At 66.0% G+C, this 12,107-nt stretch carries 13 protein-coding genes; 5 read left to right on the forward strand and 8 right to left on the reverse strand.

Annotation, left to right across the window (positions count from 1 at the left end; all coding sequences use genetic code 11):
• Positions 1–48: 48 nt before the first annotated feature.
• Both ACQR2C_RS07865 and ACQR2C_RS07870 read right to left on the reverse strand, forming a co-directional pair.
• Entirely contained in the window at positions 49–240 is a 192-nt protein-coding gene (locus ACQR2C_RS07865) for a hypothetical protein (RefSeq protein ID WP_315800282.1), read from the reverse strand.
• A 189-nt stretch (positions 241–429) separates the two neighbouring features.
• Positions 430–699 (reverse strand): sulfur globule protein precursor, encoded by a 270-nt coding sequence (locus tag ACQR2C_RS07870; protein ID WP_315800444.1) that lies wholly within the window; start codon positions 697–699, stop codon positions 430–432.
• Positions 700–985: 286 nt separating this feature from the next.
• Between ACQR2C_RS07870 and ndk the strand changes: the two genes are divergently transcribed.
• Together ndk and ACQR2C_RS07880 are read left to right on the forward strand one after the other, a co-directional pair.
• Positions 986–1,408, forward strand: a complete 423-nt coding sequence (gene ndk / locus ACQR2C_RS07875) for a nucleoside-diphosphate kinase (RefSeq protein ID WP_315712380.1) — start codon at positions 986–988, stop codon at positions 1,406–1,408.
• A 79-nt stretch (positions 1,409–1,487) separates the two neighbouring features.
• Positions 1,488–2,345, forward strand: coding sequence for a TerC family protein (locus tag ACQR2C_RS07880; protein ID WP_315800281.1), 858 nt, complete (start codon positions 1,488–1,490; stop codon positions 2,343–2,345).
• Positions 2,346–2,382: 37 nt separating this feature from the next.
• On the opposite strand, the gene ACQR2C_RS07885 is transcribed toward ACQR2C_RS07880, so the two are convergent.
• Positions 2,383–3,468 carry a substrate-binding domain-containing protein gene (locus ACQR2C_RS07885; RefSeq protein ID WP_434880863.1) on the reverse strand — a complete coding sequence of 362 codons (1,086 nt, stop codon included), beginning with the start codon at positions 3,466–3,468 and terminating at the stop codon, positions 2,383–2,385.
• Positions 3,469–3,581: 113 nt separating this feature from the next.
• Here ACQR2C_RS07885 and ACQR2C_RS07890 point away from each other — a divergent pair, with 113 nt between their 5' ends.
• Positions 3,582–5,069 (forward strand): aldehyde dehydrogenase family protein, encoded by a 1,488-nt coding sequence (locus tag ACQR2C_RS07890; RefSeq protein ID WP_434840038.1) that lies wholly within the window; start codon positions 3,582–3,584, stop codon positions 5,067–5,069.
• Positions 5,070–5,134: 65 nt separating this feature from the next.
• On the opposite strand, the gene ACQR2C_RS07895 is transcribed toward ACQR2C_RS07890, so the two are convergent.
• From ACQR2C_RS07895 to ACQR2C_RS07910, 4 genes are all read right to left on the reverse strand, one after another.
• Complete coding sequence (locus tag ACQR2C_RS07895; protein WP_434840013.1) at positions 5,135–5,965, reverse strand: molybdenum storage protein subunit alpha; 831 nt, start codon at positions 5,963–5,965, stop codon at positions 5,135–5,137.
• A 13-nt stretch (positions 5,966–5,978) separates the two neighbouring features.
• On the reverse strand, positions 5,979–6,791 hold the full coding sequence (locus ACQR2C_RS07900) for a uridine kinase (protein ID WP_316180895.1): 813 nt from the start codon (positions 6,789–6,791) through the stop codon (positions 5,979–5,981).
• 406 nt (positions 6,792–7,197) lie between these two features.
• Positions 7,198–7,761 (reverse strand): DUF2478 domain-containing protein, encoded by a 564-nt coding sequence (locus tag ACQR2C_RS07905; protein ID WP_434880864.1) that lies wholly within the window; start codon positions 7,759–7,761, stop codon positions 7,198–7,200.
• Positions 7,762–7,839: 78 nt separating this feature from the next.
• On the reverse strand, positions 7,840–9,252 hold the full coding sequence (locus ACQR2C_RS07910; protein ID WP_434880865.1) for an aldehyde dehydrogenase family protein: 1,413 nt from the start codon (positions 9,250–9,252) through the stop codon (positions 7,840–7,842).
• Positions 9,253–9,419: 167 nt separating this feature from the next.
• On the opposite strand from ACQR2C_RS07910, the gene ACQR2C_RS07915 reads away from it, so the two are divergent.
• Both ACQR2C_RS07915 and ACQR2C_RS07920 read left to right on the forward strand, forming a co-directional pair.
• Entirely contained in the window at positions 9,420–9,800 is a 381-nt protein-coding gene (locus ACQR2C_RS07915; protein WP_315800275.1) for a hypothetical protein, read from the forward strand.
• Positions 9,801–10,143: 343 nt separating this feature from the next.
• Positions 10,144–10,566 (forward strand): globin family protein, encoded by a 423-nt coding sequence (locus tag ACQR2C_RS07920; protein ID WP_315800274.1) that lies wholly within the window; start codon positions 10,144–10,146, stop codon positions 10,564–10,566.
• Between the two features lie 7 nt (positions 10,567–10,573).
• Here the strand turns inward: ACQR2C_RS07920 and ppx are convergent, their stop codons facing one another.
• On the reverse strand, positions 10,574–12,073 hold the full coding sequence (gene ppx, locus ACQR2C_RS07925; RefSeq protein WP_315800273.1) for an exopolyphosphatase: 1,500 nt from the start codon (positions 12,071–12,073) through the stop codon (positions 10,574–10,576).
• Positions 12,074–12,107 lie beyond the last annotated feature (34 nt).

Below are 12,107 nucleotides of genomic sequence, written 5' to 3' on the forward strand. Positions count from 1 at the left end.
GCGCCTTGTCACCGCGCGCGCGGCCAAAGGCAACCGCTTTGTCGCGTCTCAGCGGCCGGATCGGCTCGTCCCGGCCTCGTCGCGCTTGCGCAATTCGTTCATCAGCTCCGCGAGGGGAGCTGGCAGGTGAGAGCCGTCCGGCGGCAGGCTGCGTTGCAGGCGCTCGCCGACGGCCTCGCAGATCGACCGGCTGGTCTTGCGATCGAGCGCGTCGCTGAAATCGGCGGTGCGGCCAGACATGACGGTATTCCACGGGCAGTTGCAGGACGATGCTGTAACAAGTCGTGGCCGCTCGATTTGTTTCCGGCTCCCGACCGGAATACCCCGAAATGAGGTTGAAAGTGCACAAAAAAAGCCCCGGCGTGGGGGAGACGCCGGGGCAATGCGAGTTCGGTGCGGCGGGGGGCGGGTGCCGCGCCGAGGCTCGTATCAATAGCAGCGGTTGATCAACCGCCAGCGCGGTCCCCACGGGGTCGGAACCACGCGGCGCACGTAGCAGCCGCCATAGCCGTAGCTGTAGACCGGGCCGCCGACGAAGAAGCGCGGGCCGTAGAACGGACGGTGCCATCCGCCATAGCCGCCGTGCCAACCGCCCCCATGCCAGCCGCCGTGCCAATGAGCCGAGGCGGCGGTCGGGGCGAGGGCGGCTGCGCCGAGGGCAATTGCGGCCGCCGCGATGAGGGAGAGTTTGCGCAACATGATCGTCTCCTGGATGACAGCGCTGGTGGCGCCGAAATTGTCCGACGGATGAGGCTGGGAGAGGGCGGCCACCGGTCGTGCTGCTGGCTCGTCCCCGCCCGATAGCCACGACCTTAAGGCCCCTGAGCTGAACACGGGTGGCACGGACCCTTCAGACTATGTTCAGAATCGTGAAATTGTCGTAAGGCGTCCCGCCTCCGGCAGGGTCCCGGTCGCTTGCCGTCGGCCGATCGCGTCGATATAAGCCCGCAACTCACCCAAATCCCGCACCTCCAAGGACGACATCATGGCGATTGAGCGCACCTTTTCGATCATCAAGCCCGACGCGACCGAGCGTAATCTCACCGGCGCGATCAACGCGCTGATCGAGAAGGCCGGCCTGCGCATCGTGGCCCAGAAGCGCATCCGCATGACGCGCGATCAGGCCGAGACCTTCTATGCCGTGCACAAGGCGCGGCCGTTCTTCGGCGAACTGGTCGATTTCATGATCTCCGGGCCGGTCGTGGTCCAGGTGCTCGAGGGCGAGGGCGCCATCCTGAAGTACCGCGACGTGATGGGCGCCACCGATCCGTCGAAGGCGGCCGACGGCACCATCCGCAAGCTGCATGCGAAGTCGATCGGCGAGAACTCGGTGCACGGTTCCGACGCGGCCGAAACGGCTGCGATCGAGATCGCGCAGTTCTTCTCCGGCAACGAGATCGTCGGTTGATCGATCCTCGTGCGGCGGAGGGCGCCCTCCGCCGCACGACCGTCGTGTTCTACGCTGAACTTGTCTGAAAGGCCCGGCCGTGAACTGGCTATCGCAACTCGCCGATTCCGCCAGCTTCGGCCACATGCTCGCTCAATTCGAGGCCGACCTGCAGAGCCCGGGCTTCTGGCTCGCGCTCGGCAAGATCGTCTGGATCAACGTGCTGTTGTCGGGCGACAATGCGCTGGTCATCGCGCTCGCCTGCCGCGGCCTGCACGGCAAGCATCGCTTTTGGGGCATGGTCGCCGGCTCCGGCATTGCCGTCGCGCTGCGCATCGCCTTTACCGGCATCGTCGCCACCCTGATGGCGTTGCCGTACCTGAAGCTGGTCGGTGGGCTGGCGCTGCTCGTGATCGCTGCCAAGCTGCTGGTGCCCGAAGACGAGAACGACGAGATCGCCGCCGGCACGACGCTGTGGCATGCGGTCCGCATTGTCGCGCTCGCCGACCTCGTGATGAGCCTCGACAACGTGATCGCGGTGGCTGCGGCCGCGAACGGCCAGGCGTCGCTGCTGATCATCGGCCTCGCCATGAGCATCCCGCTGATCATCGCGGGTGCCGCGCTGATCATGCTGGTGCTCGATCGCTTCCCGCTGCTGGTCTGGCTCGGCGCGATGCTGCTCGGCTGGGTGGCCGGCGAGGTGATCGCGACCGATCCCGCGATCGAGCCGATGCTGCACCATCTGCTCGACGGCACCGTCGTCATCAACATCGAGGCGACCTCGGCGCTGCTCGCCGGCAAGACCACTCTCGCGAGCCATGTCGATGTCATGGAGACGCTGATGTCGCTGATCGGCGCCGGCGTGGTGCTGCTCGCCGGCTCGATCTGGCGTGGCCGCGCGCTGCAGCGTCAGGGCCAGCTGGAGCCGGTGCCGGCGCGGGGCGTCGATCTGCCGTAGCGGTCGTCTGCGCCAGCGGATCCGACCGCACGCGCCGTCAGGCTTCGGCGTCCAGCCGATCGAGGAACTCGCGCACGGTGTGAACCGAGCCCGTGTCGGCCGGCTGATAGCCGGGCAGGGCGGCGATGGCGCAATGGAAGTCGTCGCCCTTCATCACATCGAGGATGCGCCGCATCGGATCGCTCTCGAGAAACGACTGATGGCAGGCGAAGAAGTAGTCCTTGGTCAGGATACGGATGAAGTCCAGCCCGAACTGCCGCGCAGCCGCCTCGACGCCGAAGCAGGCGTCGGCCATGTCGCTCGCGACATAGGCCGCGACGGCAGCGTGGGTGAACTCGATCTGCTGCGCGCCATTGATGCGCGCCTCGTCCAATCCGTGCGAAGCGAGCAATTGATCGAACAGCAGGCGGGTGCCTGAATCATGATCGCGGTTGACGAAGCGAATCTTGCCATCCGCGATGTCCGCCAATGATCGGATCGACAGCGGATTGCCGCGCTTGACCATCAATCCCATCTCGCGGGTCACGAAGCTGATGACGCAGTCCTGCCGGGGATCGAGCCAATCCCGGCAAGCCTGGATGCTCTGTGCGCGCAGTTCGCCGCGCGGCAGATGCAGACCGGACAGGTCGCAGGCGCCTTGCGCGAGCGACACCAGCGAATGCTGGCTGCTGACATAGCGCAGATCGACGCCGACGCCCGGCTCGCGATCGAGCAGCTCGCGCAACTTGGCGACGGCGAAGCCGTGGCTTGCATGCACGCGGATTACGGTGGGATGCGGCTGCAGGAACGGCTTGATCTCGGTCACCAGCTCCTGCGCCAGATTGTCGAGCTGCGGGCCGAGACGGGCCTGCATGCGCTCGCCGGCCCAGACCAGCTTGTCGCCGAACGCCGTGAGCTTCGATCCTTTGCCGCGCTGGGTCTCCACCAGCGGCACGCCGAAGAATGCGGACCATTGCTCGATCAGATTCCAGACATGACGATAGGAGAGGTGCGCGTCATGGGCCGCGCTGGTGATCTTGCCGGTTTTCCTGATTTCGCTGAGCACGCTGAGCATCACGACGATGCTCTGCGGTCCGTCATCCCAGTGGAAGCGCCAGACGGGTTCGATCGCGATGCGCAGCATCGGACCTGCTTGTGAAGTCGGCTTCATATGATGGCCCGCCATAGGCAACAGATATCATATTTACGAACTCATATTTGCTCCTACGCTGGCATACAAGAAGCGGAGGAAATATGATGTCCATTGCATATGACTACGAACGCGGCTCCAGCGCGTCGCGCTATCTGGCGAAGCCGCTGCAGCTCCTGGTCGACGGCCGGCACGTTCCCTCCGTCTCGGGGCGCTCGTTCGTGTCGTTCAATCCTGCCACCGAGCAGCCGATCGCGACGATCGCCGAGGGCAACGCCGAGGATGTCGACCGTGCCGTCGCAGCGGCGCGGCGTGCTTTCGAAGGGCCGTGGCGCACGATGCGCGCAGCGGAGCGTGGCGCGATCCTGCTGAGATGGGCGCAGCTGCTGCGTGATCATGCCGACGAGATCGTCGAGCTCGAAAGCCTCGATGCCGGCAAGCCGGTTGCGGCCGTGCTGCGCCAGGATCTGCCCGCAGCGATCGATACACTCACATATTACGCCGGCTGGGCCGACAAGATCAGCGGTGAGGTCGTGTCCACGCGCGACGATGCCCTGACCTACACGGTGCGCGAGCCCGTCGGCGTCGTCGCTGCGATCGTGCCGTGGAACTTCCCGCTGATGATCGGAATGTGGAAGCTCGCGCCGGCGCTGGCCTGCGGCTGCACCGTCGTGATGAAGCCCGCCGAGCTGACCTCGCTGTCGGCGCTGCGGATCGGCGATCTCGCGCTCGAAGCCGGTCTGCCGCCCGGCGTTCTCAACATCGTGACCGGTCCCGGGCGCACGGTCGGCGAGGCGCTGGTCAATCATCCCGATGTCGACAAGGTTACGTTCACCGGCTCGCCCGGCGTCGGCCGCGGCATCATGAAGGGCGCGGCCGGCAACTTCAAACACGTGTCGCTTGAGCTCGGCGGCAAGTCTGCCAACGTCATCTTCGATGATGCGAACATCGAGGCGGCCGCGAAGGCCGCGGCCAGCGGCATCTTCTTCAACACGGGGCAGGTGTGCTCGGCCGGCTCGCGCGTGCTGGTGCAGGAGCGTGTCTATGACGAGGTTGTCGAGCGCCTGACCGAGCGGGCGAGGGGCTTACGGATCGGCGATCCGCTCGATCGTGCCACCTCGCTGGGACCCGTCATCTCCGAGCGGCAGATGAAGACGATCCTCGATTATGTCGAGATCGGCCGCAACGAGGGCGCTTCGCTGGTGACCGGCGGGGCGCGTGCCGCACCGCGTGGCTACTTCGTCAGCCCCGCCGTATTCGCCGGCGTCACGCACGAGATGCGGATCTCCCAGGAGGAGATTTTCGGACCGGTCGTCAGCGTGATCAAGTTCAGGGACGAGGCCGACGCGCTGCGCATGGCCAACGGCACCGCCTACAGCCTGGCCGCCGGCGTCTGGAGCCGCGACATCGGCCGCGTCCAGCGCCTCGCCAAGCGGCTGCGCGCGGGCACGGTGTGGATCAACACCTATGGCTACACCGATGTGCGGTTGCCGTGGGGTGGCGATCGCGACTCGGGACTGGGCCGCGAGCATGGCACGGCCGCTCTGGACAATTTCACAGAGCCGAAGGCCGTCTGGATGAATCTTGCGGTGTGAGCCAGGCGTCGGTTGACGCGGACGGCCGCCATTCGCATCGGCGGTCGTCTGCGCGATCCAACGGATCAGTCGGCCTTGGCGCCGGTCGTGATGATCGAGCCGACGTGGTGGCCACGCAGCGCCGCCGTCAGCCGTCCCGGCACCAGGCCGTTGACGACCTGGACCTGCGAGATGTGGCGTGCGTTGGCCATCACCTCGAGCAGCGTGCGGTCGAACGGCAGCGTGCCGTCCTGCCTGGCCAACGCATCGAAGCTGGTCTGACCCAGCAGTCTTGCTTTTGCCGCGTCCGGCCCGTTCGGGTCGACCGTGTAGACGCCATCGACGTCCTCGACGATCGTCAGTCCCGCGGCGCCGAGCGCATCGGCGATCAGGAAGGCGCCGGTGTCGGCCCGATGCGTCGGAATGCGCGAGGTCGGGAATTCGTGGTGGTGATAGGGCGGGAAGGCACTGCCGACCACTGCGCGTGCCGCGGTGAGATGAATCGCGAGCTGGTTGGCGATCGTCGGATGCTCGATGTAGGACACGCCTTCGCAGGCCAGCAGCGCCGCCAGGATGTGGCCGTTCTGGCCGGCCTCGCTGGCTGCGAGCGGTGCGAGCGAGCCGACCGGCAGGCCGAGATCGAGGCCGACGCCGTAGAGATGTCGGGCGCGGATACCTGCGCCGGTGAGGATCAGCAGCCGGTGCTCCGGCAGCAGCTTCCTGATCTCCTCGACCAGCGGCAGGATTGCCTCGGCGCCGCGGTCCATGATCGCGCGGCCGCCGATCTTGACGACCTGCAGCCAGGGCAGCAGCGCGATCGGGCGTTTGCCGGCGACAGGACGGGTGAGCTTGTCGTCGAGCAGCGTCTGGCGCGCGAGCGGCGAGGCGACGTGCTTGATGGTGTTGGTGTCAGCCATGGCGGTGGGGCCCTCAGCTCGCGGTGATGATGGTGCCGACGTGCTCGCCGGCGAGCGCACGGGTCAGATTGCCGGGCACGAGTCCGTTGACGATCTGGACCTCGCGGACGTGGCGCGAGGCTTCGAGCAGGTCGAGCATCGGGAACTCCAGGATGGAGTCCGCCAGACCCTTGGCCTTCATCTCGGGCACCGAGATCTTGGGAATGAAGGTGGCATTCTTTTCGGTCTTCGGATTGGCGGTGTAGAGGCCGTTCTCGTCCTTCACGTAGATCATCGCCTTGCAGCCGAACTGCTCGGCGACCAGGAAGCAGCCGGCGTCGGTGCGGTAGGGCGGGATGACACCATCGGCCGAAGGGCGCATCCACAGGCCGTAGGGCGGCATGCCGCTGAAGACGACCGCGTTGACCTCGGCGAGATAGAGCGGCACGGCGGAAAGACCCGCGCCTTCCACCGCCGAGATGCCGTGCTTGGCGAGCAACTGGCCCAGCATTGCCGCGTTCTGGTCGGCAACGGAGGCGCCGAGCTGCGACAGCACGCCGGCCGGCAGATTCAGTCCGGCGGCGATCGAATAGAGGTGGCGCGCGCGGGTGCCGGCACCGGTCCCGATCAGCATCTTGTGCGCCTTGCGGGCGGCGACGATCTCCTCGACCAGCGGATAGACGGCGGCACGGCCGCGATCGATCATGCTCTGGCCGCCGATCTTGATCACGGTGGCGTCGGGAAGGATGCGGAAGTCAGCCGCCGTTTCCGCCGCCGCAATCAACTGGGCGTCGGTGAGCGAGCGCTGCATCAGAAGCTGCTCGAGCCCGGCCGTCGTGGTTGCCATTGAAAAACGTTCCTTTCCTCGTGGATGTCCGGCCGGCGTGCCGGATTGGCTGCGCCGTCCACCCGCTCCTGACCGTTTCCCTGAGATGTCCTGGCAGCCGGCTCAATGGCCGGCTATCGATCGCATATTGCCCGTGGAATACACGACCGTTCGTGGCCCCGACAATCGTCTGCGGAGCAGGTTGGCCCACGCTGTCATGCGCGAATATCGATCGCGCCGATCCCGCGGGTCCATCCAGTCAGAGAAAATCCCTTGGTATTTCAATTAGCTATATCGAGAATCATATAGCTTCACCCGAGCGGTTTGCAGGGTTTCCGACAATGCACAAAGTTTCGGCATAATCGCGCCGACTGCGGCCTGGCCCGATTGATCGCAGCGCCAGGTTGCCGGTGAACGGCAGCCGCGATCATTTGAGAAGCTCGCAGATCGTGGGTCGATTCTTGTCGAATACGGCGCAGCGCCGCGACACGCTCCACCACCACTGGTCCAGCGCGCGACGCGTGCAGGGCAGCCTCACGCTCATGCCCTGCGCGAAATTGATCCACTCGGCGAACCTGAAGCAGGGGACGGCGATCAGGACAGGGACATCCGCGGCCAGTGCCTGCTCGATCAGATAGGTCAGGCCTCCGCCTTCGCTTTCCTGGCGGCCGAAGCGGTTGACGATGAGAAGATCGGCGCCCTCGCTCAGCGCCCCCGCCACTGCTGAGCCCGCCTGCAGCAATTGGCCGACGTCGAGGCGGCAGCCGCCGGCTTGGCCCCCAAGCCGCTGCAGCAGAGAAATCTCGACACCGCTGTGCACCAGCGTCGCCGCGATCTCGTGCGCGTCGAGAGAGCGCTGGACACGCTGCACCAGTCCGACGGCACGAACGCCGCGAGCCCGAAGACGGTCTGCGAACTCTCGTAACAGCTGATCCGGCTCGTCGCCCTGATCATACACCAGGGCAGCGAGGTCGCATTCGGCGTCGAACATCACGCGCTCCGGAGTGAAAATGACGGTGGACCCGTTTGCGGGAAGGCCGCGGACAACTGTCCGCGGCCTTCATGTGGCTCAGGCCGTGAGGCCCGGTCCGTTGATGATCTGCAACTGGGTGAACTCGGCGAGGCCTTCCTCGGCGAACTCGGTGCCGATGCCCGATTGCTTGGCGCCGCCGAACGGGATGTGCGGCGCCATGTCCAGGTGCTTGTTGATCCACACCGTGCCGGCCTCGATCTGGGTGGCGATCTCATGCGCGCGTTTCGGATCGGACGACCAGACCGATGCGCCCAGGCCGTAGCTGGTGCCGTTGGCGCGGCGGATGACGTCGCTCGGGTCGGAGTATTTGATCACCGGCAGCACCGGTCCGAATTGCTCCTCGTCGACCAGCTTCGAGCCTTCCTTGATGTCGCGCACGATCGTCGGCTCGATGAAGTAGCCGGGACGATCCATCGCAGCACCTCCGGCGATGACCTTGCCGTTCTTGTGCGCGTCGTCGAGGAACGCCTTCACTTTCTCGTATTGCATCCTGTTCTGCAGCGGCCCGAGCTTGGTGCCCTGTTTGGAGCCGTCGTCGACCACGGTGTTCTTGGCGATCGCGACCAGCTCGTTGCAGATGTCATCATAGACGCTCTCGTGCACGTAGAGCCGCTTGATCGCTAGGCAGACCTGCCCGGAGTTCTGGAAGGCGCCCTCGAAGATACCGGGCGCGACGGTCTTCGGATCGACGTCGTCGAGCACGATGCCGGCGTCGTTGCCGCCGAGTTCGAGCGTGATCCGCTTCAAGGTCTGCGCGGCACTGGCCATCACCTTCTGTCCCGTCGCGGTCGAGCCGGTGAACGAGATCTTGCGGATGTCCGGATGCCCGGTCATGCGGTCGCCGAGATCGTTGGCGTCGGTGATCACGTTGAGCACGCCGGCCGGCAGCACGTCCTTGACCAGCTCGGCGAATTTCAGGGTCGAGAGCGGCGTGGTCGGGGCCGGCTTGACCACCAGCGTGTTGCCGGCGAGCAGGGCAGGCGGCAGCTTGAAGCCCAGGATCAGCAGGGGATAGTTCCAGGGAATGATGGCGCCGACCACCCCGAGTGGACGGCGATAGGCTTCGACCTGGCGGTCGCCCGAACTCTCGATCACGCGCATCGGCAGCTCGAGCGTCGCGAGATAGCGGAAGAACGCGGCCATGCCGAGCACCTCGCCGGTGGCGTCGGTGAGCGGCTTGCCCTGTTCGCTGGTCAGGATCCGGGCCAACTCGCCCGAATTCGCCTCGATGATGTCGGCCATCTTGCCAATGAGCCGGCGACGCTCCTCCATCGCAGTCGCGGCCCAGGCGGGGAAGGCCGCCTTGGCGGCGGCGACCGCCTGGTCGAGCTGGGTTTCGGAGGCCCGCGGACACTGCGCGAGCACCTCCTCGGTCGCCGGATTGATCACCGGCATGGTCGCGGCGCCCGGCACCAGCGTGCCGCCGATCAAAAGATGATAGTCGCTCATCGGCATGACTCTCCCTGCAAGATGTGGCACTTCGGCCACGTTATATCTGACGCTATATCACGATGAATACAGCAACGCCACCGCGGCATTTCCGCTGCCGCGCTGGACGCGATGGCATTTTTCGCTATAGTCATACGGAAATAACGGTGAATTGATGTGGAGCCATCATGGAGCTGCGGGCCAAGGCGCTGACGGTCTGTGAGGTCGTCGACGACGGTGAGACGATCTCGCTCGGGTTCGAGGACGCGGCCGGCAATGCGGCGGCGCTCAGCCTCTCGGTCAGCCAGGCCGGCGCGTTGGTCATGACGCTGCCCGGCCTCCTCGAGCTGGCGCTGCGTACGCGTTATGGCGACCAGGCACTGCGCTACGCCTATCCGCTGGCGTCCTGGACCATCGAGCAGTCGACGGATTCGACGAAGCGCATCATCACGCTCGCAACGCCCGACGGCTTCAGCGTCCGGTTCGCGATTCCCGACGATCAGCAGAACGTGCTCGGCGAGGCGCTGCTGATGCGATACCCGTCGGCACCGGCGATCCGGCCGAACTGATCGCGCGGGGACCGATCCGAACGTTGGTCAGGCCAGGGATTTCCTGCCTGTTTCGAGGGCGGCGGCCGGCGCGTCGGCGTCCTCCGATGCCCTGCGAGAAGCACGATGGCCGTCATATGTGTTGCCGTTACCGTCTCCGATCACTGGGTCGGTCAGCAACCGTCGCGGCCGGATCACAAGCCGCTCCACAATGCTGCGGCACGGTGCCGCGCCTTTGACAAGTACCTCAGGGCGCGATCGTCTGTTTCTTATAATCTTGAACCCGTTCGCGCCGCCGCGACACCACCACGTCGAGCTCCACTGGTCGGGCCCTGATTGGAATTGTTTCGAATTGGACTTGCGCATGTTGACTGCTGATGAGATCGTGCACGTCAGGTCGTCGTTCGACTTGGTATTTGCCAATGCTACACAGATGACGACGACGTTCTATGACCGCATCTTCGAGCTCGCGCCGGAATGTCGGACGATGTTTCCCGCCGACATGGACGTGCTGAAACGGGACTTCATCGCGACCCTGGCGGTCCTCGTCGGCAGCCTCGATCAGACGACTGGTCTGTTGTCCAGCACCGACATCCTCGGCCGCAATCATGCGCGCTATGGCGTCAGGCCGGAGCACTATCCGGTGGTCGGCGAAGCGCTGCTGTGGACCCTCGCCAAGGGACTTGGTCCGCAATGGAATGATGAGGTCGAGCAGGCCTGGCGCAAGGTCTACGGCATCATCGCCCAGCGCATGATCGCCATCTCGGCCCGCGCGCGGCGGCCCTGATCATGATCTAGCTGCGCACGATCGAGCCGGAGCGGCCGACGAGACGCGCGAGCTGCTTGAAGCGTCCGCCGACGCGGTCGGCGACGAGGTCGACCATCTGGTGCTCGAACACCAGCATCAGCTTGCGGTCCTGGGTGCGGAAATGCGTCGCAGGCAGCACGCCGGGCCGCGCCGCCGAGATCAGATGCGCGACGCGAAACGCGGTGCCGAGCAGGCGCGCACGATCGATCTGAGCCGGGCTCAGCTGCTCGGTGAGGGCAGGCGGCTTCGCCTCGTTGCCCAATCCCTCGTAGCGGAAGAACACCGACAGCGCGGCGAAGATGCGGCCCTCATGGCTGATCGAGCCGAAATTGCCGTTGAGAATGATGCCGTAGGTCTGCTCGCCGCGATGGTCCGGATGCATGCGCCAGCCGATGTCGGACAACAGGCAGGCCGCGTGCCGCAGCCGGCGCTCGTCCTCGGTCTCGCGGATGTGCATCACGCGGAACAGGCGGTCGGTCCAGTCGATCAGCTCGCGGGCATGCTGGGCCGAGCGCGACAACAGCTCGTTGAGGCCCTGCGCCGCGCAGAGCAGCCCGTCCTTGGCGCGCTCGGCGTCGGGAAGCTTGGAGTAGAGCAGGCCCTCGCGCACGCCGAAGGTCGAGAACACGACGGTCGTCGGCCTGGCGACGCGGATGATGTGCTCGAGCACCAGCGCGGCATAGGCGAGCAGCGGGCGCCGCGCCTCGGCGATCGCTTCGATGTCGGCCAGCATGTCGGCGGCGACGAGACGGCGCAGCCGGCGCACGAAGGCCAGCGCGTCGGCCGCCGGGATCGCATAGCCGTGCATCACCCCGAGCGGATAGCCGCTCTGGATGATGTGGATGCGCGCCAGCGCGCGCCAGGTGCCGCCGACCGCGTAGAAGGTGCGGCCCTCGCCGGCCAGCAGCTGCGGCAGGTCGGTCAGCGCCTCGCTCGCGATGCGCTGCGCCTTCTTCAGCGATTTCTCGGCAAGATCCTGCAGCGCCAGGCTGCCGAGCGGCAGGGTGACGCCGCTGCGGACCTGGTGCCCGCGCACGTCGATCAGCTCGAGTGAGCCGCCGCCGAGATCACCGACGATGCCGTCGGGCTTGTGAATGCCGGAGATGACGCCGAGCGCCGAATAGCGCGCCTCTTCGGCGCCGGTGAGGATCTGGATCGGGGCGCCGCAGATCTTCTCGGCCTTGGCGATGAAATCGGGGCCGTTCGAAGCATCCCGGCAGGCGGCGGTCGCGATGGCATGAACCTGCCCCACCCGCTGCACCTTGCACAGCGCACGGAAGCGCTTCAGCGCGGTCAGCGCCTTGTCGACGGCATCAGATGCGAGAAGGCCGGTGGTCTGGACCTCGCGACCGAGCCCACACAGCGCCTTCTCGTTGAACACGGTGACGAGACTGCGTTCCATCGCCTGGTAGACGACGAGACGGACCGAATTCGAGCCGATGTCGATGACACCGACGCTCGTGGCCCTCGTGCGGGGCGGCTTCACCACGGCATATCCCGGCGCAGAAGGCCCCGGTGCA

Origin of the sequence: Bradyrhizobium sp. HKCCYLRH3061 (assembly GCF_051168015.1) — a bacterium.
In the GTDB taxonomy this organism is placed as follows: domain Bacteria; phylum Pseudomonadota; class Alphaproteobacteria; order Rhizobiales; family Xanthobacteraceae; genus Bradyrhizobium.